The sequence below is a fragment of the Ottowia sp. genome, from assembly GCF_016703145.1.
Taxonomy (GTDB): Bacteria; Pseudomonadota; Gammaproteobacteria; order Burkholderiales; family Burkholderiaceae_C; genus Ottowia.
Genome location: NZ_JADJCO010000003.1, coordinates 1,641,925 through 1,664,096, shown reverse-complemented (window position 1 = coordinate 1,664,096; position 22,172 = coordinate 1,641,925). Strand labels below are relative to the sequence as shown.

Below are 22,172 nucleotides of genomic sequence, written 5' to 3'. Positions count from 1 at the left end.
GCAGCAAGTCCGGTCAGCGCGCCTTCTGGAACCCGAAGGCGATGGCGGCCGGGTTCCGCGTTTCGCCCTCGGACAGGGCCTGCACGCCCTGGATCGTGCGGTTCACCTGCGCCGAGGGCAAGCCCGTGACGCTGCCCGTCACGTTGATGACCGCCCGGCCCAGGCCCGCGTCCGCCTCGCCCTGCTGCACCTGGCCCAACAGCCTGGCCGTCTCGGCCACCATGCGGAAGCTGCCCGGCCCCTGGTAGTCGAAGACCCGGTCACCCACCGCCAGCGCGGCCGCCTGGTCCGACAGCTCGCGGATGCCCACGAACATGGACAGCGGCAAGCTGATGTTCTCCTTCATGATCTGCCGCACCAACCCCCAGTATTTCTCATCGTCGTCATCGTCGCCGGGCTTCACGCCCCATTTGATCAGCGCCGTCAGCGTGGCCGGGACCAGGGTCAGCATCAGGATGTCGGCGGTCTTGCGGGACAGGCCGCGCTCGCTGCGCGCGGTCTGCCACACCATGTTCAGGGCGCTGGACAGGTAGCCGTAGAACACGGTCAGCCACTTGCCGAAGCGGTCGCGCTGCACGCCGCTCAGGTTCTGGATGGCGCCGTCGCCCTGCGTGTCGATCACGGCCTGGTCGGCGATGGCCACGGCGGTGGCCTGGTCCTTGCCCTCGGCCGTGGCCTTCTCGAACGCGGCATGCCAGGTGGGCACGTCCACGCAGGTCTGCACCCAGCCCAGCAGGTCAAAGGCGTGCTCGGCCACCGCGCCGTGCACCTGGCGCAGACGGCTGCCGGTCAGGTCGATCTGGCGCTTGAGGTCCGCCACCTCGCGAAAGCGCGTGTTCGCGCGGTTGCGCATGAACGCGCTCAGCTCGCGCGCCTGGGCCATCCGCGCCCTCGGGGAGCCCATGAACGCCGCCAACGCCTTGAACACCGGGCCGCTGCCCAGCCGCGCCATGCTGTTCGTCAGGCCGAGAGGCTGCTGGATGGCCGTCAGCAGGCTGTAGCCCATGGCGGCCGAAGACACGCTGGCGCGCAACTGCACGCCGAAGCGCTCCCATCCAGCTTGCTCTTTCACGTTCTCGGTCACGATGTCCTCGTGCCACCGGCGCAGCGCGCTCAGGTAGTCCGGGCCGTGGCTCTCGCGCACGGCGTCCTGGAAGTCCTTGTGGCGCAGCATCTTGCCCACGTCCATGCTCCATTCGTGCCAGGCCAGGTCGTGCACCACCTGGGACAGGCCCCGGTGCACGCCGCCCAGGGTCAGCAGCAGCGGGTACGGCGTCTCATCCAGCCGCGCCTTGGTGTAGCCGCGGCGCGTGGTGGCGGCCGTGTGCGCGGCGCGCAGCGCGTCCTTGGCGACCGCCGCATCCTCTTTCTCGCCAATGGCCGTGGACCCCCTGGGATCGTACACGATGGGGTAGTACCCGCCGCGCAGCGTGCCGTGCCTCGTCACCAGGGGCGTGTGCGCCACCAGCTCCATTTCGCGGCCGTACAGGCGCTTGTGCTTGGCCTGCGCCTCGGGCGTCAGCTCGGCCATCAAGTCCCAGATGGCCTGCACGGCGTTCAAATCCTCGGCCGTCATCTCGGTGTCGATGAGCCGCACCAGTTGCTGCTGACTGAAGTTCCGGCCCGCGATGCCACCGGTCAGCAGGCGCGCGATGTTGCCCTCGTTGCCCATGTTCAGCGCGAGGGCGAACACCTGCTCCTGCGTCAGGCTGATGCCCACTGCCGGGCGCAGGCGTGCCGCGCGGAACTTGCCCGCGCGCGCCAGCACGGGCGTCATGATCTCCATCAGCTTCTCGGTCAGCTCGGCCTGGCGCGTGGCCTTCCAGTTCGCGCGCTCCTGCGCCGAGCGGGCGAAGAAGCTCCACATCGGCCCGCCCGTTTCGCCGCCGTCCATCACCTGGCTGATGTTGGCCACCTTCAGGTGCGACAGGAAGAACTGGTGCGCCTTGAGCTTGCGCGCGCCGGCATCCGTGGCCGGCGTGCGCTGCTCGGGCGTGGCGTCGCCGGCGTGCTGCTCGATGCCGGCCACCAGCTCGCCCAGCACGGCGTCGAAGTCGCGTTGCTCGGCCGCCACCAGCAGCTTGTGCTTCAGCCGGCCCAGGTGCTCGATCTGCTTCACGGTGTCCAGCAGGCCCCGGAACTCCTCCACCGTCATGTCCTTGTAGGACTTGGTGAACGCCTCGTTCTGCAGCTCGGCCGGCACGTCCGGCTCCACGCCGGCCTCGCGCTGCGACTCCAACCACGCGGCCAGGGTCTTGCGCTTGTCCGCCGCCTTCAGGCTGGTGCCCTTGCGAAGGTCGAAGCGCTCCAGCAGCGTGCCGATCTGCTCCAGATACTCCGCGTCCAGGCCCCGCGCGTCGCCGTCGAACTTGGCCAGGTACTTGCGCCCGCGCTCCACTTCTTCCCGCGCGTCGTGCGCCGCCTTGGAAAGGTAGTTCTGCAGCAGCTCGTTGCGCTTCTCGGCCGCCGCCGTCTGCACGTCGCCCTTCTTCATCGCCGCTGCCGCATTGCGCGCCGCCTTGGCCTGCGCGTTGCTGTAGAGCGAGGGCGCGAGGTTGCGCACCTTCAGCCGGGCGATGGTGGCCGCCGCGAACTGCCGCGCCGCGTCGGCCAGCACCCGGGGCGCGCCGGTGGCCTTGGTCAGCGCGGCCAGCTCGGTGGCCACCATGCGCCCGCGCGCCTCGTTGTGGATGGCCGCGTCCGCCGCCGCCGCCAGCGCCTCGGGCGTGGCCAGCTCGCCGTGCTGCTCCAGCATGCGCTGGTCGATGCGCGCCTCGATCTCCTCGTCCAGCGGCGTGGCCGACAGCAGCGCCTGCACCAGCGCGTCGCCCGAGTCGAAACCGCCCAGCAGGTCGGCCGCCACGTCCGGGTGCAACGCGCCCTTGGTGGCGGTCATGCCGTGGCTGGACAGGCGTTGCCAGGACGTGGTGGCGCCCACCGCCTCCTTGACCTGCGCCATCCACCGGGCGATACTCGGGCTGGCGCCACCCCCAGGCGGGACGGTCGGGGCAACCCGATCCCCCACTCCCCCCGGCTCTGCCGGATCCATGCTCGGGGTGGCGCTTTCTATTTCCAGCGCCTCCACGGTGTAGACCTTGTTGGCCTCGCCCGCCAACTCCTTCACGGTCAGCTTGACCTGGTAGACCTGCCCATCCTGCGTCACCAGCGGCGCAAAGAATCGGTGGATCGCCACGATGTGGGGGTCGCCCGCCCGATCCGGGTGGGTCTCGCCCAGGCGGGCCATCTCGAACAGCTTGTCCACGTTCGCCACGGCCAGCGCCTGCACCGCGGGCGAAACCGACTTGCCCACCGCCTTGCCGCTGAGCATCTTGGCGACATTGGAGCGCGACACCTTCGCCTCCATGCCCGTGGCCTGGTTCTTCAGCGCCGGCTTGTCCTCGCCCGCGAAGGCCGCCGCGCGGTCCTTGGCTTCCTGGAAGGTGCTGGCCTGCCGGCGCGCCGTGTAGGGCGATGCCGCGCCGTACATCTCCTTGAGGCTCGCCACGTCCAGCCGCCCCGCGCCCAACTGCGACGGGTCTTGCACCTGATCGCCCGCGCGCAGCTCCTCGAAGGCCAGCGACGGGTCGCGGAAGGCCGAGTAGTGCGGCACGCCGCCCAGCTCGCCGGCCACCAGCTCCTCCAGCTCGCGCAGGTCGGCGCCGCCGTTCTCGTCGGCCGTCAGGTAGCCCTCGGACACCAGCAGCTCGGCCATGGCGTCGGCCGACAGCCCACCCTCCTTGCGGAAGATGGGCTTGCCGAACACGCCCGACTGGCGCGTGAACTCGTCCTTGTGCACGCCCAGGTGCTGCGCGGCCGACTCGCGCGCGATGCCGCCCAGCTTGGCGATGGCCGTCAGCAAGGAATCGACCTCGCGGTTCAGGCCGCTGCTCGGCTTCGGTGGCGCGGGCGGATCGCCGATGCGGTCCTCGTCCTGCAGCCGGCCCGTCAGGAAGCGCCAGGCCCGGTACACCGGCTCGGCCATCACCTCCCGGCGCACGTCCACCGCCGCCGCGTCACGCGCCGCCTTGGCTTCGCGCTGCAGCCTCTTCAGCACGCGCGAGCGCGCGCCGCGCAGCCATTGCAGGTCGCGCAGGCCGCGCGCCTGCAGGTCCTGCACCGCGTCCTGCGTGGCCTGCCCGCCCTGCGCCTGGTAGGCCGCCCAGCCTTCGGGCGTCATGCCGCCCTGCTCGGCCGACTCGAACAGCGCCAGCATGCTGCGGCCCTGCTCGGCCTGCACGATGGCATCGTTGGTCGCCAGCATGCGGTCGAACACCGCGCGCACCTCGGGCGTGAGCGTGCCCGCCTCGGGGTGGCCGGCCAGGAAGTCCTTCAGGCTGGTGTACACGCGCAGCAGCCAGGAGCGGAAGCGCTGGAAGTACGGCGCCAGCTCGATGCTGGGCGCCTTGCCCTCGAACAGGTACGCCTCGAACGATTCGGCGGTGCGTTCGTGCAGGGCGCGCTTTTCCTCGAACGGCATGTTGTGCCATTCGGTGAGCTGCGCGGCCACGTCGCCCTTCAGGCCGTGCCAGGTCAGCAGCTGGCCCACGTCGGCCAGCATCTGCTGCTCGCCCGGGGTGATGCTGGCGCCCTGCCGCTGCGCGGCCACGATCTCGCTGGCCAGGGCAATGTCGTTCTCGAAGAAGAAATGGCCGCTCTCATGGAGAAACGAACTCAAATCCGCGCCGCCCAGCAGCGTGATGGCCAGGCGCTCGGGGTTGAAGGCGGCACGCGGCCCCTGGTTGTACACGGCCTCGATCCGCGCCGCCTCGGGCGTCAGCAGCGCCTCGTCCCAGATGACGTAGTTGGCGCTGCCCTCGCCGCTGGCGCGGCTGTTGCCGTCCAGGTAGCGCAGGCCGGGGATGCCGATGCTGTTCAGGTACTCGCTGGCGGCTTTCGGGGAGCCCGCGGCCCTTTCGATGGCCCCATACAACCCCGCGCCGGCCAGAACACCATCATCGACACGGCGGATGCTGATCCCCCCAAGCTGCTCGGCCGCCTCGGCGAACTCGCGAGCCTGCGCCAGGGCCTCGCGCAACTTCTCGGGCTGCTCGCTCAGCGGCTTGTCCCAGTCCAGCAGGTCGGAATCCTCGGGAATCTCGGCCTGGTAGAGCTGGCCGCCCGACTTGAAGTGCGGGGCCACCTCGCGCTCGAACCACGCCACCGCCTCCGGCGAGATGCCGCTGTCGGGATCGCGTCCGTGCGCGATGACCTGTTGCGGGGAATCGTGCAGCATCAGCCGCTCCAGCAAGGCCGCCTTGTCGTAGCCCAGCGGGCCGCCGCGCGAGCCCTCGCGCTCTGCCGCGTCGTAGTAGCTGATCACGCTCCGGCCACGAATCGAGGGCGCGTGGCCGGCCTGCGACGACAGCGAGATGCGATACCCATCGGCCACCTCGCGCGCGCTGGCGAAGTACATCCCCCACCCCATCATCAACAAGCCGTCCAAACCCGCATGGTTAAAGGACTTGGCTGTGATCGACATGGGTCTTTACCGTCGCTTTTACCGTCAGAAGCGCAGATCTTTTGCTGGCGCGGGAGATGAAGCGATTTGCGGGGAAGCAACTCTTGCGACACCATCGTCAATCAGAACATAGGATACACAAAAAGCAGTGTCCTTTGTCAGTTGATTGGTCGCCTACGGCAGCCTCAACAGCTTCCCGATTGCTGTGGCCACTGTCTCCAGGGCATCGATGACACCATCTATGACGAAATCGAGCGCCCGACCGTAGCCTGCGTTGACATTTGCCGTGTCGAAACCAAGGCGCTGCAGGGTCGCGAGGCATTGCTCCACGGTTTCGTGTGCGTCGGCGATTCGAAGGTCGTTGTTGAGGAACAGGGGCGCCATGGCTTCACTACGGTCGCGCCAACCTTCCGGCTCTGTCCCTGAGGCAAAGGCATCGCTCGCCTCCTCGTGAGCATTCAGCCTTTCGATGACATTTAGAAGCGCCTGCAGCAGCTTGAGGCTTCCGAGATCCCTGACAGCAACTCTCGGACATCCGGCGCCCTCCAACAATGACTTGAGGTAGCCATTTGGAACGCGCTGCCACACCTCGTGCAGACTTTTGCAGCGAGCCAAGAACATCTGTTGTGACATGTCTAATGGTGCGACCTGGGCTAACCGACTGAGCGTCGGATAGGCCATCCAACCATTGGCCACAACCTCCGCACGATCAAAGCCAGTCAGTTCTACTACCGACTTGTTCAGCCCCACAGTTGCGCCGAGTGCGGAAAGACCGTCACCCAATCGTAGAAGCACATCGAGCAACCGCTGCACCTTGGCAACCACATGCTCTTCATTCAGGTCTGCATGGGCAAAGTCGGCCGGATCGACTGCGAATGATCGGGCGTGAACGACCTCGCGATCCGGCTTCGGCTTGTACAACTCACGCATTGGCACTTGGATTAAATTTCGTCCCATCCGACGGCATTCGGTGAAACTCCACTGCCCTCTATATGACGGACTGCAGTACCACTGTCCTCCAATATGAGTCGGAGTCGTGTCGTAGAAAGTGCTCTGCTCGTACTTCTGGAGAAATCGATCATGGAGATAGACCGGATCCACCCCCACTAGGGCATTCGCACGCGCGTGAGTCATTGCCTGAGCGTCACCAGGCCACAGAACCCCCTCAGCAGTCTGCTCTGGGCATAGTTCCGGCATCACCGCCTCGACGGAAGCCCAAAGCTGGACCAGAAGCCCGCCTTCGTGCTCTCGGATATCCAACTCATACCAGGCTACCCCTTCGGCAGGCTTGCGGCTCACATGAGTCGCCCCTCCCATGATCGCGCGGACCTCCGGGACATCTTGCAACTGGGCTGAGTAGTAGAAAACTCGCACACCCCGCGCGCCACGCAGCCAAAGGTAGCGGCGGAGGTACTCATTCGACATGCGCCAGCTGACCGATCTCTTCAAGTTCCAGTGGTAGTCACTCGACACCTCGCCCTCAGCCACACCGAACTCCGGAAGCCCCAAGTCATCGTAGACAAGGCGTTGCTGATCGTTGCCGACACAACGGGGCGTCAATCCAAGGGTCATCCAGACCTTCTCGGCTAGATTGAAGGTGTAGAACGAGCTGTCACCCCACGCCGCAACGATGTAGTCATAACCCGATATCGACGGAGCAAAATCGGTCGAGCAACCACGCACATCGCCGGTAGGAACGGAGTACTCGACCACACCATCGCCCGCCTCAGAAAGAACTTCGATGAGGCCATCATCCACTCCGGGAACCACTGCCATCAGCAAATGCAGATGCTCGGCTTGCACTCCATACGGATCGGATTCCTGCATCGCGGCCACCTCTACAACTTGGCTGGGCGACAAACCGACAGGTTCCAGCAGGCCGCGCAGCCTTGGTGGCAAGGCATGAGCCGGGATGGGAAATGCTGCGAGATAGTCAAAGGGCATGATTCTTCTTGTAAGTTTTCAAGATGGTCAGGTGCTAGGCGCTTTGTGCTTGTGCCATTTCTGTGGCAGGCAGCATGATGTCGCGCCAACGGATCGGGGCAGCGGGCAGCAAATTCGTCTCGGCCTCCAGTAGCCCAGGATGTCCGGGGGTGGTTCTCCACGGCTAACGCAACAACTTCGCGACATCCCTGCATGTCGCCATCGCCCCGAAGTCGCTCAGCGAACTCCAGGGCAAGCGCAGCCTCAAACAGCCGCGGGAACCTCAGACCATTTGCAGCGGCACGCCGACGCAAGTAGTTGTTCAGTGCCGCTCGATGGACTTCCAACGACCAAGGTACGGTTTTTCCAGAGAGCGCGTGAGCAAGTAGCGCTTCCGAGGAAGGCTCTCCCAGCTCCTCTTGAATCAACGCCTCAATTGCCGACGGCATCTCGGCTAAATCCTGTCTTGCCACATGCATATTGAACAATGCATGCAAAGCCAAATAAGGCAATCTGAGGCGTTTCTCCAGGCGCGGGACAAACTCACACGCAGCACCCAGCACGGGTCTCAAATCAGTCACGGCAGCATCGGGCTCCTTCAGAAGACAGGATGCAAGTTGCTGCAGAAAACCCTCCAGCTTGTCACGTCCGGCTTTCGTGATGTCGCCTTCGGTACGACCGACCCAGAACTGAGGGGCCATGCGCACTTGAACAACGCCGCTTCGTTCCATGTGATAGTTATACGGCTCACGCTCTACGGAAGGCTGGCGCATGACAAACTCAATGATGACGCTACGCATCAAGCGCGACAGCCCCTGCAGGGTCAGATGCGTGGTTCGGCCTTCGATTGCGATCTCGCCGTGACCATGTCCCAGGGTCACGGCATCCGGTAGCCGCCGGAGCTGGTGTACGTACTTGGATCGCGATTGATAGGCCGTACCGAGCGCCTCCACAAGGTCCGATCTACCCAGCAGAAGGCCACTAGCAGCACTGGAAGCCCGACGAAAGTACGCGGGCGTTATATTGGCAACTGCGAACTCTCGGAAGCGCCGCGCCAACGCGACATGTTCAACTCTGAGTAGGGCTTCCCTGACACGTTGGCCAATCGTTTCGTCTGCCCCAGAAAGCGCCTCATCGACCGCCTTGCGCTTTCGCTCATCAAACGAATCCCAGTCGCTTTCATGACCATCAAAGTCCTGGGCCAGTGACTCTACAGAAGCAACGAGCAAGGTGTAGGCCAGTTCCAGATCATCAGCAATGCGATGCATCCCATTGACGTACGTCCGAAGCGCGCGCATGACACCTAAAAAGGTGTGTCGTGGCAGTCCGATGAGCTTCCCAAAAAACTCTGCCAGAAACGTCAGTTCATCTGGCTTGCACCAGATCTCGCCATCGAAGAATCTGTGGACAAGCGTTTGAGGGGCGACCCTTGTAGCCAATCCACGCTGCCCGGTCGTCAGCCTCCGGGCCAGATCAACGTCGGGCGTACAAACGCAATTCAACGCAAATGACACTGCCACCGAATAGTCTTGAAGATAGGGTTCGACGCCGGAGGAGACGAGCACTCCCGGCCCCTGCTCTTCTTCTTCCATGCGCTCAGTGAGCTCATAGACCAAGACCGTCGGACGTATCGAATAGCTTGATGACGGAAACAATCGCCCTGCGGCTGTTTCGACAACCTCTTCCCTAGCGAGGATGGCATTCGTATAGAGCATGCCGCGCAAGAGGTTTTCCCTGCCTGCGGGTCTGGTGAACAGCTTTCCAGTGGCAATTTGGAGCACGCGTCCTCCGACTCAATCGCTGCGCATCCGCGATGGGTACCTAGCGTCAAAAACTTTATCTTCGAGCCATTCGCACAGGCAACGATCGTCTTCATGAGCTTTCCAGCAGGCGTCTCTTTGACACCGCTCAGACTTTCGGACTTCTACTCTCATTTCACCTCCAACTTAGCCCAATATAGGGCGGGCGCTACACACAACCAGCTTCATCGATCCGCGGGTCATGGCCACGTATAAGTGCTGTGCGCTCATGCCCTCCGTATTCAGAACGACCGCCACTTCCGCCTCCAGCCCTTTGAGCAACAGCGTGCTGCCGACTGCACGCTTGGGCAACGGGCGGCCCAACAATCGGTTCTCTTCCCGTACGCGTCTGGCAGCCTCCGCAAGCGGGACGTTTCCTGCCGAAGCTCCACGCAGCGCCTTGAGCACGCCGTAAAGAATGGCGGGCCGATGCACGCGCACATTCGGCATTTCGCGCAGCTCCGACAGCAGTGCTGCGGCTGCGGCGATGGATGGGGCGCGCTGGAACGCCAAGGCACTGCTCTCCGCTGCGGACGGCGGATTCCTTGCGGTTCCTCGGGCCAACGACTCCAGACGCCGTGTCAGCTCTGCGACCCCCACGTTGGTCATGACGCTTTGCGCCAGCACCAGCAATTGCCCCAAGGCCCCCGCAGACGCAACATCAAAACTATTGCCGAAGGCGATGAGGTCTTGCAAATCGACCGCCTCAACGGTCGAGGCCCCTGGCGTCTGGCTTGCAAAGTTCTGCTGGCTCGAACGGTTGCGGCTGTCGGCGATGATCAGCACACGACCGTCGGCGGTGGGCGGCAGTGTCCGCGCCGCAGCCAGTCGCTGCGGATGGTCGTTGGGAGGGACGGTCTGAACCCACGTCACATGTGCTGGTGGTCCGGTGCGCAGATCCACCGACTGACCAGCCACCAACAGGCGGCGAGCCTCCAGCAGCCACTGTCCGAGTGCTTCCGCACCGGCATTCCGCCACCGCCACGGCGTGGCCAGTTCCGCCACAACCGGAAAATGCGCGCACACTTGCTGCTCCCAGTTGGCCAAGGCGTTGCCACCGAAGCCGAAGATGCCTTGCATCGGATCGCCAAGCACGCAGGTCGGCAGGATCAGCGAGAGAAAGTAGACAAGATAGTGCTGAGGCACCGAACAGTCCTGGTACTCGTCAACAATGAGATGCGCATAGGACGCTTTCAGTACCTCGCCGACGTGCCCGGCCTGCAACAGCTTCCACGCGAATTCGCGGATCGCCGGGTAGTCCCGCGCAGGCGTGGCAAGCCGCAGGATGTCCGGGTCATGACCGCTGCGCCCCGGAAAACTCGCAATCAACCGAATGGCCCAGCCGTCGATGGTGCTCAATCGATAAGCACTGTGTGGCACACCGACACGGTCCAGCCGGCCACGAAGTGCCGCCACGCCAGCGTTCGTGTGCGTGAGCACGAGGATGGGTTTGCGACCTCCGTGAGCGGCCAGGGCGTGGGCGATCAACTGCGTCTTGCCGCACCCGGCCGGTGCCGTAACCGTGCCGCGGGCGATCGCGCGCAGGTCGATTTCAGCGGGGCCCATGGGCCGCCCACGCAGATACCTGGTCCACCAGTGCCTTGAAGCCTGGATCGCATAGCGGCAAGTCCGGCGCCACGATGGTTCTTGCGACGTCCTCCATCCAAGAGATGGACTTGAACCAACCGGCCTTGCGGATGCGCGCCGCCTGCCCGAGCAAGGCTCGGCTAGGCACGGACAGCGCTTGCGTGTTCTGGATTTCGTCCCAGACGGACTGAACGGTCAGCGTGTTGTTAGAGACCGTGCGCAGGTGTTCGTGAATCAGGTCGCCATGCAGGTCGTGGGCATATTTGATCAAGTGCTGGCAGGCCACCGGCGTAAGGCTGCCAAACAGTTCGTCCTCCAATGCGCGGCCTGCGCGATAGGCGACGACCGCGCCACCGGCCTGTAGGAATGCCTGTTCGATGGCAGGCGTAGGCTTCTTGTCGTCATCCCGCACCACCATCACCCTGTAGCCTAACGACTGAAAGGCGGCCGCGCGGGCATAGGGCCGGTCGGGCTCGCCACCGCCACAATCGACCATGGCAATGCCCTGTGCTGCCAGGGACACGCCGCCGTGTTCGACCCGGTGCAAATCCAGGCCACGCAGGAGTCCGATCTCGCTGGCCCCTTCGCACACGATCACGGAGCCAGCCAGAAAAGCCTCGGGATAGAGGCGAATGGTGCTCTGGGTGTCGTTATCGGTGCCCACCATCCGGGCCTCGTGGCCGTGAAGACTGCGGCGCAGCACGAAAAGCTGGCCGCCCGACAACTCCCTGAGCGCCACTGGCGAATGCGTGGTGAGGAACGCTTGCAGCGGGGCCGCTTCCTTCGCGCCGAGCGAGCCGAGAAACCGAGAGATGCGGTGCGGCTCAAGACCGTACTCCAGTTCGTCCGAAAGGACGATCGACGTTTGGCTGGCTGCCTTGCGCTGCAGACCAGCGACCAACAGGCGCGTGGACCCGACGCCGAGACTGCGAAGCGGGATGCCGCCTTCGTTGTGCAGAGAGATGGTCCCGCCGCCGAACGACACGGAATGCGAGTCGAGCAGTGCCCTCGCCTTCGCGCCAATGTGGACGCCGAGTTCCTGGGCGGTCGCGACGACGATCCCCAGCGCTTCTCCCAATTGCTGCTCGGCCTGGTCGCCAAAGGTGCCGCGCGCATCCCGTGCAGCCTTCACGAGTGCCGCCGAAGCATCAGCGCGTTCCTCCGAGATACGGTTTAGGACCGAGCCCCGTTGCCAGGCCAAGTTGTAGTCAGCGAGCGCGCCGATCCGCGTCGGCGCCAAGGCCAGACGGTCCTTCCATGCGAGTGTCTTCACCAGCCCTTGCTGGGCGGCGCGGTCGGAGATGAGAGTCCAGGATGGCTCCAGGTCGCTGGCGACGGTCAGATTCAGGCAGAGAACCACTTCTGCACCGGCGGACGGCTCGTCTTCGACGACGCCCGTGGCGGCGTGATAGCCGCGCAGAAACGCACCGAAGCTTTCCAGTGTACTCATGCTGTCATCCAGCGCGCCCAGTGTCAACGTGATGCTGATTGGAGCGGTGATGTCCAGGCCGAAAAAGTCAGCGTCGGAAATCTGGACATTGCGCCTAGCGCCCAAGCACAGGTCGATCGCATCGAGCACCGTGGATTTTCCGCTGTCGCCCGTGCCGATCAGACAATTGATGCCAGGCGATGGGCACCACACCAATTGCTTGATGCCACGGAAGTTGGCGATCTCGATCTTTCTTATTCTTGCCATTGGGTGCCCCAGTGATGGTGTGCGGTCTTTTCCGCTTTAGAAGGTTTTGGTGCAGAAGCACTCTGCGCATTTTTCGACTATTTCCGCAGCCTGAAAGCGACCGTGCTGCCCACGACCGGCGGAACCTACGCTGTCAAAGCGATGACACTCGCTATCGCAATCGTGCTCGTGTGACTGGCGCTCACCAACCAATGGGCAATCCCCCGTTCACTCGCAATTGTCACCAATCGGCGGTGCAGCACGACGGCCGGCGCACCGTTTCGCTGAGAGACAACCTCGACATCCGTAAAAGCGATGCCATCACCCCACCCCGTTCCGAGTGCTTTCAGTACGGCCTCCTTGACGGCAAAGCGCGACGCAAGCCTTTCTGTTCTGTCGCCGCCCTCTTCCGCGGTGGCCAACTCTGCAGTCGTGAAGTAACGATCCAAGAAGTCGCTCGCCTGTTTGTTTACGAGGCGGGCAAAATCCGCGGTGTCGACAACATCCACACCATGGGCCACTACGTTCCGAAAATTCAAAAGCCGCGTCTCGTCGGTCATAGCATGGCCTCCTATCGCTACGTCAATCGAACAGCCATCAAGGCTTATGAGAAGGTTTCCGCCGAACGCTTTTCGGTGGACCGAGAAAGGTCAGGCTCTTCGCATCCTGATCGACCAATATCTTCCCGCCACCAGCTCTCAGGACCTGGCGCCAAACATCGAACCCAACCAGAATTGCGTGCTGCCACTCGCCTAACGACCGCTCACGCACTTCGAGAAGCGACGTCACGCCTTTGACCGTACGCAGCAACTTGTAGTCCAAGTCGGTGACGCCTTCGAGCCACCGATGTTCCTTCGCGTAATCAAAAGCCAACGCTGCGACGCCCTCATCCAGGACCTGCGCTCTGCCACCGTCCTGCACCTCGTCGACCTGGGGATCGCTCTTGCGCTTCCTTTTCAGAAGTTTCCGAATAACAGGCGACCAGCCGAGTACCGCGACGTAGCCAAGATGGAAGACGTCGTGAAATCGATAGCCGTCAGGGTCATCAGCGTTGTCAGTTAGATCGTCACCGATCTTCTTGCCGTTGACGCGCATGCGAATCTTCGTGCGCCCATTCACGATGACCTCGCTGAGTTCAACTTCGAAACGTCGAGGCAACCGCTCGTTCTCTTCGAACTCTGCATCGAAAGCGAGCACCCCTGTGTCTTGCGGCCCCCAACGGTCCTGGGTCTTCTTCAGATTTTCTTGCGCTACATCGTTCAGCTTGAGATCGAATTTCGCAGCGACGTTGGCGACATACCAGAGCAAGTCACCTAGTTCCTCCGACACACGCTCCCTGAACAGGAGATGGGAATCACCATCTCGAAGGTGCTTTTTGTACTCGCTGAGCAACTCACCTGTCTCACCTGCCAGTCCGAGCAATGGAACCACGAGATCGGTTCCCGCATCGCCACTTTTTTGTCGCGAAGGAACGCGATCGGTCTTCTGTGCTTCTCGCTGGTAGGTGTTCAAGTTCATCACGAGCTTCCTAAGTCCAAGGTTGACTGGGCAGTTGACCTGTTCGCGGCTTTCTCATTCCGCATTGGGCTGACACGGCTCGAAAGATCTGCCTCGATCTTTGAATTGATACCCCATTTGGGTGGATACCAAGGCAGGTCCAACGGTCCGGTGGGAGAAAACTTTTGCTTGATGCGCGTGCGCCCGGAGATTCCGGCCACGTCTGGGTGAGCGACCCGCGCGTACTTGTCGACCTCGCAGAAGAGGTTTTGGCAATCGATCAATTGCAGCCGGCGTCCCCACAGGGACTGGAATTTGATGCCTAGCCGCTCGAACTCACGCTCCTGGTTGTCGGCCATCAATCGGATCAGTTCCGCTTCGTTGAGACCCGCGCTGTCGGCGAAACACTTTCTCAGACCATCGCGTGCACCTGGACCTGGGATGACGAAATCCATCTCGGAGAAGTCCGTGACTTCGCTGTAGTTGATGTCAGTCACGAACTGGTATGCCAGGAAGTCCCCAATCGTTGGGTAGCTTCGGAGCAGTTCGAACGCGGTCTGCATCTTCTTCAACTGCGCCAACTGGCCTGCAAGGTCATCAACCATCATTCGCTCCAGCAAGCGCAAATGGTTTTGATGCTTGGCCGTATGCCCGAAGGCAGAGCCGCCGGGCGGCATGATGTAGGCGGCCGAGTAGATCCGCCCCCCTGCCCTCATCGCCTGACTTAGAACCTTGTCATAGTGCTCAAACTTGTAGTTCTTGAAGGTGATCTCGCCGAAGGTGTGCTCAAGCAACTTCCAGGTCTCGATCTTATTGAACAGCTTGAACAGCAAAGTACGGAACAGCACCTCGGATGGCGACCTCGGAAGATCGTCACGGTAAATCACATGCCTGATCAAGTACTGGCTGACACGATCCGAAGCACGATACGCGTTTGTAAATTTGTGGACAGAGATCACAGGATCGGTAGTCCACGGCGCTGGCTTTCCCTTCAACCTTTGGCAGAACACGTTCTGCCGCTCCACGGCGAATCGCCAGTAGCTATCGAATACCGGCGTCACCTTGATCGGCAGCAAGTGCGATGGGCTTGCAGTCGGCTCAAGCACGGCTGTCGGGTCGTTTTCCGAAGGCCGGCAACTCTTGCTGATGCCAACTCTCACGCTGCAGTCTCGACAACTGACGCGACCTCTTTGGTTGATGCCGGCGCAGCAGCGAACTCATCAACACAACAAGCACGCGCAGCTTCTACCAAAGGCTGAAAAATGGCTTCCGATTTCGGGTACTCATCAAACTTCTCCACACCAACAAAGACATTCATCCTGATCAGCTTCTTCTTCATTTCGTGAGCCATAAATGCCCCCAGCTGCGCAAGTCCCAAGTAGTTTCCATATGCCTTGGTGAACAGCTTCTGCGTTGCGTAAAAAGCATTTACAACCAAACCCTCTTCGGTGGGCTGAAAGCTAACGTGCTGCAAACACGGAAACTGCAGTTGAGCATCGGCGACATGATCTCGTGCAGGGTCAAAAATGCTTGCTTGGAACATGGAATCACGCACGCCCTGGCGGCCACCGAACTGAGACAGTATCCATTCGAGCTGATTCCCTTGGCACTGATCTGGCCCCTGGGTAATCAGTCGCTGAAAATAGAGTCCCCGGCGATTCGCCGATTTGTTCATTGCCTGATACCGAGGGAATGCGTTTTTATACATGTCAAAAAGTTTTGCCCTATCACCCTGCGCCATTTTCCAAAGTCGCTGAGGAAAAATGGTAAATGCGACATCTTCAATACTCCGTTTTCCCTTGATGGATAGAGCCTTCTCTAGAGCGCCCCGAACCCTCTCGTCTTCAATAGCAGCGCCGTCATCCTCAAACCCCGTGACGCTGATGATTAGAGGAGATATTTCCTTCCCTGGATGTTCAGTCACATGAAGAAATGCCCTCGCCCATGCGTGAGAGAGATTGCGCTCATCCACGAGCAGCGGCTTAATAGCAGAGGCGTGTTTACTCATCGACAGGCTCCTCAAGGTGACGAAATCTAGCCAAGCCAATATATTGGCGCCGGGCGACACGAACATAGGTGGCCCACGAGGTACCGGGTATTACCACTCGTGTGATGCCACACTTTGCCGCTCGAAAGAGTCGCCCGGCAGCTAACTCACGCTCGGGCACGAGCATTGAGGCGTCCACAACCACACTCGGTGGAAGGAGCAGCAGCCCGTCCTGCTCGATGTCGAGCGTCGGTGAATTCCAGTGCCGATCTGCTACCGTGAGCGGCATGGCAACGACCTCGCCCAGCAGTTCCGTGCGGATCATCTTTGGCGTAATCCGTCCAAGGCGATCACGCTGCACCCGGTTGATCATGTTGATACCGTAGGCGAGGTGATTCACCAGAGTCGCCTGCCCTACTCCGAAGTTGCAGGCGATGGCGTACATATCGAGGGCTGTTGCGCGGTTCGGGTCCAAGCCCCGCTTCGCGAAGGCCTCCCGCAGGCCAAGCGTGGGCATTAAAACAAAAGCCGCGAAAGCGTCAGCCAGAATTTCGTTCGGAGGGCGATCGGCGCTGCTGGCCTGATCTTCCCGCAGCTCGTCGATGGTCGAGCCGTGCCCAAAAACGTGATGCCCCAATTCGTGCGCGCACGTGAAAGTTCGTCTCGCCAAAGGCCTGAGTACAGAAACATGAATGCGCGGCTTCGGTGTCCGGTCGTACATGCCCTCCATATTGATATCGTTGAAGCGGACTGCGACGTTGTGCGCCTCGCACAAGCCATAAATGCAGGTGGGACTCTTGAGATCCACGCCCGCCTTGACGCGCGCCGCGATTGAAGCCTGCATGCCTTGCATCACCAGGGCTTTTCGCCCGGGGGCCGACGTAACCGAGAGCTGAGCGCTCATTTACTCACCCCTCCCTCTTCGGCATCCGAGCTGCGCATCGACGCCAGCAGCCGCAGCAGTCGATCCAAATCGTCCGGCTTCAGCTTGCTCAGTTCGCGTGCGGCAAGCTGGAGTCGCGGGTCGTTCATCTCGAGCTGTTCGGCTGTTTCTCCGAGCAGCCATGAAACGGTGACATCGTAGGTCTCCGCAAATCTCGTCAGTTCTTCTGCAGAAACACGGCGATTGCCGGCCTCGATCTCAGAAACCGTCGGCCGATGCATCTGCAGCACCTTGGCCACCTGGCCTTGCGACAGGCCTGCGGCTTTTCTGGCCTCTCGCAGACGTTCGGCGAGCGCCGAACGATGCGTGTCCGGGCTGTCTGTCATTGCGCGTTCGCCTGCTTAGGTTCAACGACGGCTTGGGCTTCTACCAGGGCTACGACCTTTGCCACGATCTCGTCAATCGTCAGCGCAATGCTGGAATCGTCCTGCCGGAAGATGTTCACATCATTGGCGATGCTGATCCCGAGCTTCGCGCCCAGCATGCCAATGGCGACGGGCCATATCTTGCTGTCGAACTTCGGCAGTTCCTCAATAGGTTTCGTCGCGCCCCCAAGCGGTGGGCACTCAAGCTCACTCGTGGCTTGTATGTTCTGCAGTACTTCCACCAGGGTCGTCTGAATCAAAGCGGCATCCATTTGGACCTCCATGTGGGCCATTACGGCCGGTAAGAATATCTTACCACTCCTCAAGAATCGCTGCAAGCGGCGCGTGGACGCACGGCGAAGGTCGGAGGCATCCGACTCTGCACAGGTGCAGGCTGCGCGCCGCCCTTGGCTTCAGGGGACGGGCCCAGCAGTCAGTCCCTGGTACCCAACGAGGACTGCCGATCGTCAGCACTCAAGGGCGGATTCAACCGGTCGATGCAACCGTCACTAGCAGCGACGTGTCTGTCGACTTACGCCCCCACAGTACCGAACCTGAATGCAAATGGACCGTATGTATCACCCCCGTACCATCAGCGCATGAGCACAGGATCAAAACTCGGACGAGCGCGACTGGTTGACATCGGCGTCAACTTCCACTCGGGGCAGTTGGTGTCGCTGACCGACCAACTGTTGGTGCGTGCACGGGCGGCAAACGTGACCCAGATTCTGGCGACAGGCACATCGGCGGCGTCCAGTCGTCTGGCCCTTGAGCTTGCAAGAGCCAATCCGGGCACCGTCTTCGCGACCGCGGGGGTGCACCCCCATGGCGCAAAGTCATACGACCCAAGCACCTTCCGCGAGCTGACCGAACTCTGGGCATGCCCGGAGGTCGTGGCTATTGGAGAGTGTGGCCTTGACTACAACCGCAACTTCTCGACTCCCCAAGCGCAACGCATTGCCTTCGAACAGCAGCTGTCAATGGCTGTCGAGACCCGCAAGCCGCTTTTTCTTCACTGCCGCGACGCCTTCACCGATTTCCACGACATGCTTACCCCTGTGGTGGCCGCCGGAGCGCGCGGCGTCGTGCACTGCTTCACGGGCAACCGTGCGGAGGCAGAAGCCTTTCTCGCGATGGGGCTCGACATCGGCATCACGGGCTGGGTCACAGATCTCCAACGCGGGCAGGCGCTTCGCGAAGCGCTGCCAGCCATTCCGCTGGATCGACTGCACCTTGAAACGGATGCTCCTTATCTGTTTCCCAAGAACGCCGAAACGCGTCGTGGGCACAACGAGCCGGCAAATCTTCCCTGGGTAGCTGCAAGCGTGGCAGAGCTCTTGGGCTGCGACATCGACGAGATCATTCAGACCTGCAGTTCCAATAGCCGACGGATGTTTGGCCTTCCAGGCAATTGAAGGACTTCGACCCCTCTATGCTCGGCGCGTCGCGGGCACCCTTTCAGGGTGAGCAGGTCCGGGTTATCAGGAAATCCACTGCCAAGCTTGTCCAACGACGAACCAGAGCTGTGCCTCCCCGGCGATGCCGGGCCGCGCTGTACCTGCTGCGCATCGAGCCGCCTGCGTCGTCTCGCCCCTTCGGCTTCCATCGCTGATGCCTTCGCGGCGGTGCCGCTGCGCGCTGCGCTTGCGGATGCAATGTGAGTTGGTGTGGGTAGGCTGGCTTGCTGTTCCCTTCATCCTTGCACACCGTTCTCGCGGTCAAGGTCTACGCGTGCTGCGCACGCTGGCGTCCTGCCGGCCGTCTTCGAACCTGTGACAGCTGCGCTGCGGCGTGCCGGTTCCGGTCTCGGGCAATACCGCCCGATCACTGGAGTTCGCCATGTCGCACGATCTGTTCTCTTCCCTCGATTCCTTCGTTGCCGTTTCCTCTGTTGCCTCTTCGCTGCTCGTTCGTGATGTCGCGGGCGAGTACCGCCCGGCCGAGGCCGACGAGGTGCTGCTGGCCGCACAGCGGGTGCTGGCGGGCCGGATGCGTGGGACCGAAGTGCTGACTTCGCCGGCGGTGGTCAAGGACTTCCTGCGGGCACGGCTGGGGAACTTGCCGCATGAGATCTTCGCGGTGGTTCATCTGGATGCGCAGCACCGGGTGCTCGACTACGTGGAGATGTTCCGGGGCACCGTGAGCCAGACATCGGTGTATCCGCGCGAGGTGGTCAAGGATGCGCTGAGCCGGAATTCAAGCGCTCTGCTGCCGGTGCACAACCATCCCAGTGGTTCGGCGGAGCCGTCGCGGGCGGACGAGCATCTGACGCAGACGCTGAAATCGGCGGCGGCGCTGATCGACGTGCGGGTGCTGGATCACCTGATCGTGGCGGGCGACTCGGTCCTGTCGATGGCAGAAAAGGGGCTCATGTAGGCAACGAGGGCTTCGGCCCTCTTTTTTCTTTTCATCGTGCGCGCTGCGCGCGTGTGCTGGGTTCCGGGGATTGGCTCATTTGCACATCCCCGCCGCACCTTGCTTGGCACTCTTGTCATGCGGCCGAGGAGCCATTATTTGAACAGCCATACAGCAAGGTGCGCCGAGGTAAAGCAGGGGCGAGACGCCCAGCCGATCTCGCAGTGACGACGGTGTCCGATCTTTTCGTCATCCTGCAGTTCTTTTCTTGTATGTACGTGGAAGGCGTCGTGTGCCGGGCCGCATTCGGCCGGTCACAAGTCACTGGGGCTGCGGGCTACGGCCGTAGCCCTTGGCCAGGCGCGGCGCCATCTCTGGGAAGAGGATGCCGAGCACGGCGTCATAGCGCACAGGCCGCAGGTGCGTCTCGTCGCCAGCATCCACTTTGTCGATGATGCCTTGCCGCCAGGACGCATAGCGCTCGGCTTGCTTCGAAGTGAACCGGGTCTCCAATCCATAGGCCTTGACGGCCATGGGGTACAGCGTGTGCCATTGCTGGTAGCCGGGGCCGCTTTGCGTGATGGCGTTGAGCACTTGGTACCCGGTATCGAATGCATAGCCGATGCCCCGGTTGTGCTGGATCGACAGCAGCCGTGAAACGATGCCAGCCACACCCAGCATCTCCGGGTCGGCGGCGCCCGGATAACCGTGCGCGGCAAGGGCTTCTGCGGCTTCCATGAGCCGCAGCCAGGGTTCGCTGTCCTTTCCCAGCAGCGCAGGCGCTGGGCCCTCTCCTCGGTGTGCCCGCCGGGCTTTGTCGATGCGGGTATTGGCGTCGTGAAATTCCGTGGCGGCGGCCAGATAGATCACGACCCATTCCGATGCTGGCGTCGCGAGCAGTCGGGGACGCCGCAGTTCGGCCAGGCGCTCTTGAAAGCGGACCGTGACCGGATGCTGGTCCAGTTCCGCTTCGAGGATCTGGCGACGGAGCCGCCAGGTCGGGTGATGAACCCAGCGCTTGCCGACGGTTTCGTTCACCACCAGGTGGCGCAAGCCTTCCCTAGTCACCCGGCCGCCGAGCGAGCCGATGTCGATTTCCAACGTCGGCAGGTTGAGTTCCCGGATGCGACGCAGCTTTTCCTGATCAATGCCGTGGGTCACAGTGACCTCGATCAGCACGGTTCGAGGCCACTGTTGGCTGCTGTGGGTGTCTTCTATCAATTCTTCAAAGGCCCCATCAAGCCAGGTTTCGGTAAACCCGTAGATATAGGGCCGTGGCTCGCGCAAGGTGCAGATGACGTCGGGGACGATGCTGCCCTGGCGTTGCTCCAACTGGGTGTTTTCCAGTGGCAGCGTCTCGGACGATGTTCCCCACTGAGCGCGAAGCGTGTTGGCCTCCCATTCGCCGCCGAATTCGTCGGGTGCGTAGCGGGTCACTTCGACATAGAGGCCGGGCGTCGTGATCTGCGACGCCTGTTCGAGGATCGCTTTGACTTCACTGTGCAAAAGGGTCTCGCGGCGCCATTGCTGAGCGACGGATGGATCCAGGTCCAGGGGCAGACCCCGATGAAACAGTGCTTCGTCCGCTTCCCCCCAGGCATCCATGGCGTCGTGCGCGGTCTGGCGGGCCTGCGCGCTCGCGGCCGCGTGCAATGCCTGGTCGTTCCAATGCGCGCACCAGCGGATGTCTGGAAGCAGGCGCAACCGCGCGCGGATCTCCTCCTGCGACATCATCGCAATAGCGGGGTCGGAAAGGGATAGCGTGACGATGGCGCGCCCATGGCCATCGCTGCCTGCATCGCGTTGCCCGGTGAGATCGACGATGAGTTCCCGGCCATCTGGCAGCGTCAACAGCGCCGTGGCGTGATCATGGAGTACGGCGCTGCCAATGGAAATACGCTCCTCGCCTGTCTCTGCCCAGCCCTCATAGCCCTGGCCGCTGAAGCCAGTGGCGGAGGCCGACATTCTGCGTCTGGGTAGATTGATGAAGCCCTGCTCCTTCAAGTGTCGAATCGCGGCCAGCCGCGCGGCAACGAGGGTGCAGTCATCTTTCTGGGCGCCTTTGGGGTGGCGGAAATGCGCCGTCGGATTCCGGCGCAGAGGTTGCCCCGCCAACACCGGCGTCAGCGAAAGGTTGCAAGCCGGGCATTGGCATTCGGCCCCTCCTTCGATGATCTCGGAGTCGTGGATGTAGCGTGGCTCGCCGGTGCGCGAGTCGTGACCCCATTTCAGCGGCACGGTGGCGGCATTGGGCACGGGACGCGTCGGTGCGGTAGGGGTGTCGACCTGCCAGATGCTCGAACCTTGCGCCATTGCTACCTCTGTGCTGCGGGAAATTCATCCGCGCCTCATTTGTGGGAGCTGGCCGTATTGTTTGCGGCTGGTGTACAGAGTGAGGTGCGGAATGCCGTGCTGACCAAGGATGCTACAGGTCCTGGCAGTGCTGCATTCCATACTGGGCGTCTCCGGCCAAGGAGCTATGGCCGGCCGCGCTGTCGTGCTGCGCATCGAGCCACCCTGCCCTGCGGTCCTGGTGTCTCGCCCCCTTCGGGCTTCCATCGTCCCCTCGCTCCGCTCGGCTGA

Annotated in this window: 15 protein-coding genes; 2 read left to right on the top strand and 13 right to left on the bottom strand. The window is 62.3% G+C overall.

Going from position 1 to position 22,172, the window contains the following annotated elements; translation table 11 throughout:
- Nucleotides 1–13: 13 nt before the first annotated feature.
- The 12 genes from IPG65_RS11750 to IPG65_RS11695 all read right to left on the bottom strand — a co-directional run bounded on the left by IPG65_RS11750 (nt 14) and on the right by IPG65_RS11695 (nt 17,506).
- Nucleotides 14–5,479, bottom strand: a complete 5,466-nt coding sequence (locus tag IPG65_RS11750; RefSeq protein ID WP_293189624.1) for a hypothetical protein — start codon at nt 5,477–5,479, stop codon at nt 14–16.
- A 153-nt stretch (nt 5,480–5,632) separates the two neighbouring features.
- On the bottom strand, nt 5,633–7,402 hold the full coding sequence (locus IPG65_RS11745; protein WP_293189622.1) for a hypothetical protein: 1,770 nt from the start codon (nt 7,400–7,402) through the stop codon (nt 5,633–5,635).
- Nucleotides 7,297–9,162, bottom strand: a complete 1,866-nt coding sequence (locus tag IPG65_RS11740) for a hypothetical protein (protein ID WP_293189620.1) — start codon at nt 9,160–9,162, stop codon at nt 7,297–7,299. Before IPG65_RS11740 ends, IPG65_RS11745 begins: the two co-directional genes overlap by 106 nt.
- Nucleotides 9,163–9,327: 165 nt before the next feature.
- Nucleotides 9,328–10,746, bottom strand: coding sequence for a UvrD-helicase domain-containing protein (locus tag IPG65_RS11735; RefSeq protein WP_293189618.1), 1,419 nt, complete (start codon nt 10,744–10,746; stop codon nt 9,328–9,330).
- The gene (locus IPG65_RS11730; protein ID WP_293189616.1) at nt 10,733–12,463 is read right to left on the bottom strand and encodes an AAA family ATPase; all 1,731 of its coding nucleotides are present in this window, start codon (nt 12,461–12,463) and stop codon (nt 10,733–10,735) included. The genes IPG65_RS11735 and IPG65_RS11730 overlap by 14 nt, the downstream gene beginning before the upstream one ends.
- A 125-nt stretch (nt 12,464–12,588) precedes the next feature.
- A complete protein-coding gene (acpS, locus tag IPG65_RS11725) occupies nt 12,589–13,002 on the bottom strand; it encodes a holo-ACP synthase (RefSeq protein WP_293189614.1) in 414 nt (137 codons plus the stop codon).
- A 37-nt stretch (nt 13,003–13,039) separates the two neighbouring features.
- Entirely contained in the window at nt 13,040–13,960 is a 921-nt protein-coding gene (locus tag IPG65_RS11720) for a nucleoside triphosphate pyrophosphohydrolase family protein (protein ID WP_293189612.1), read from the bottom strand.
- Nucleotides 13,960–15,099 carry a nucleotide kinase domain-containing protein gene (locus tag IPG65_RS11715; RefSeq protein ID WP_293189610.1) on the bottom strand — a complete coding sequence of 380 codons (1,140 nt, stop codon included), beginning with the start codon at nt 15,097–15,099 and terminating at the stop codon, nt 13,960–13,962. Before IPG65_RS11715 ends, IPG65_RS11720 begins: the two co-directional genes overlap by 1 nt.
- Nucleotides 15,096–15,947 carry a thymidylate synthase gene (locus IPG65_RS11710; protein WP_293189608.1) on the bottom strand — a complete coding sequence of 284 codons (852 nt, stop codon included), beginning with the start codon at nt 15,945–15,947 and terminating at the stop codon, nt 15,096–15,098. The genes IPG65_RS11715 and IPG65_RS11710 overlap by 4 nt, the downstream gene beginning before the upstream one ends.
- Nucleotides 15,940–16,830: an ImmA/IrrE family metallo-endopeptidase gene (locus IPG65_RS11705; protein WP_293189606.1), complete on the bottom strand. Its 891-nt coding sequence runs from the start codon at nt 16,828–16,830 to the stop codon at nt 15,940–15,942. Before IPG65_RS11705 ends, IPG65_RS11710 begins: the two co-directional genes overlap by 8 nt.
- Nucleotides 16,827–17,195, bottom strand: a complete 369-nt coding sequence (locus IPG65_RS11700) for a helix-turn-helix transcriptional regulator (protein WP_293189604.1) — start codon at nt 17,193–17,195, stop codon at nt 16,827–16,829. The genes IPG65_RS11705 and IPG65_RS11700 overlap by 4 nt, the downstream gene beginning before the upstream one ends.
- Nucleotides 17,192–17,506, bottom strand: coding sequence for a hypothetical protein (locus tag IPG65_RS11695; protein WP_046980573.1), 315 nt, complete (start codon nt 17,504–17,506; stop codon nt 17,192–17,194). The genes IPG65_RS11700 and IPG65_RS11695 overlap by 4 nt, the downstream gene beginning before the upstream one ends.
- A gap of 327 nt (nt 17,507–17,833) precedes the next feature.
- Between IPG65_RS11695 and IPG65_RS11690 the strand changes: the two genes are divergently transcribed.
- Together IPG65_RS11690 and radC are read left to right on the top strand one after the other, a co-directional pair.
- Nucleotides 17,834–18,649 carry a TatD family hydrolase gene (locus IPG65_RS11690; RefSeq protein ID WP_293189595.1) on the top strand — a complete coding sequence of 272 codons (816 nt, stop codon included), beginning with the start codon at nt 17,834–17,836 and terminating at the stop codon, nt 18,647–18,649.
- 424 nt (nt 18,650–19,073) lie between these two features.
- Entirely contained in the window at nt 19,074–19,610 is a 537-nt protein-coding gene (gene radC, locus IPG65_RS11685; protein ID WP_293189593.1) for a DNA repair protein RadC, read from the top strand.
- Between the two features lie 300 nt (nt 19,611–19,910).
- Here the strand turns inward: radC and IPG65_RS11680 are convergent, their stop codons facing one another.
- The gene (locus tag IPG65_RS11680) at nt 19,911–21,902 is read right to left on the bottom strand and encodes a hypothetical protein (protein WP_293189591.1); all 1,992 of its coding nucleotides are present in this window, start codon (nt 21,900–21,902) and stop codon (nt 19,911–19,913) included.
- Nucleotides 21,903–22,172 lie beyond the last annotated feature (270 nt).

What these genes read in the sequence shown, in the direction of transcription:
- IPG65_RS11750 (WP_293189624.1), bottom strand. Translation starts at nt 5,479, where the DNA reads ATGTCGATCACAGCCAAGTCCTTTAACCATGCGGGTTTGGACGGCTTG.
- IPG65_RS11745 (WP_293189622.1), bottom strand. Translation starts at nt 7,402, where the DNA reads ATGCCCTTTGACTATCTCGCAGCATTTCCCATCCCGGCTCATGCCTTG.
- IPG65_RS11735 (WP_293189618.1), bottom strand. Translation starts at nt 10,746, where the DNA reads ATGGGCCCCGCTGAAATCGACCTGCGCGCGATCGCCCGCGGCACGGTT.
- IPG65_RS11730 (WP_293189616.1), bottom strand. Translation starts at nt 12,463, where the DNA reads ATGGCAAGAATAAGAAAGATCGAGATCGCCAACTTCCGTGGCATCAAG.
- acpS (WP_293189614.1), bottom strand. Translation starts at nt 13,002, where the DNA reads ATGACCGACGAGACGCGGCTTTTGAATTTTCGGAACGTAGTGGCCCAT.
- IPG65_RS11720 (WP_293189612.1), bottom strand. Translation starts at nt 13,960, where the DNA reads ATGAACTTGAACACCTACCAGCGAGAAGCACAGAAGACCGATCGCGTT.
- IPG65_RS11710 (WP_293189608.1), bottom strand. Translation starts at nt 15,947, where the DNA reads ATGAGTAAACACGCCTCTGCTATTAAGCCGCTGCTCGTGGATGAGCGC.
- IPG65_RS11705 (WP_293189606.1), bottom strand. Translation starts at nt 16,830, where the DNA reads ATGAGCGCTCAGCTCTCGGTTACGTCGGCCCCCGGGCGAAAAGCCCTG.
- IPG65_RS11700 (WP_293189604.1), bottom strand. Translation starts at nt 17,195, where the DNA reads ATGACAGACAGCCCGGACACGCATCGTTCGGCGCTCGCCGAACGTCTG.
- IPG65_RS11695 (WP_046980573.1), bottom strand. Translation starts at nt 17,506, where the DNA reads ATGGATGCCGCTTTGATTCAGACGACCCTGGTGGAAGTACTGCAGAAC.
- IPG65_RS11690 (WP_293189595.1), top strand. Translation starts at nt 17,834, where the DNA reads ATGAGCACAGGATCAAAACTCGGACGAGCGCGACTGGTTGACATCGGC.
- radC (WP_293189593.1), top strand. Translation starts at nt 19,074, where the DNA reads ATGTCGCACGATCTGTTCTCTTCCCTCGATTCCTTCGTTGCCGTTTCC.
- IPG65_RS11680 (WP_293189591.1), bottom strand. Translation starts at nt 21,902, where the DNA reads ATGGCGCAAGGTTCGAGCATCTGGCAGGTCGACACCCCTACCGCACCG.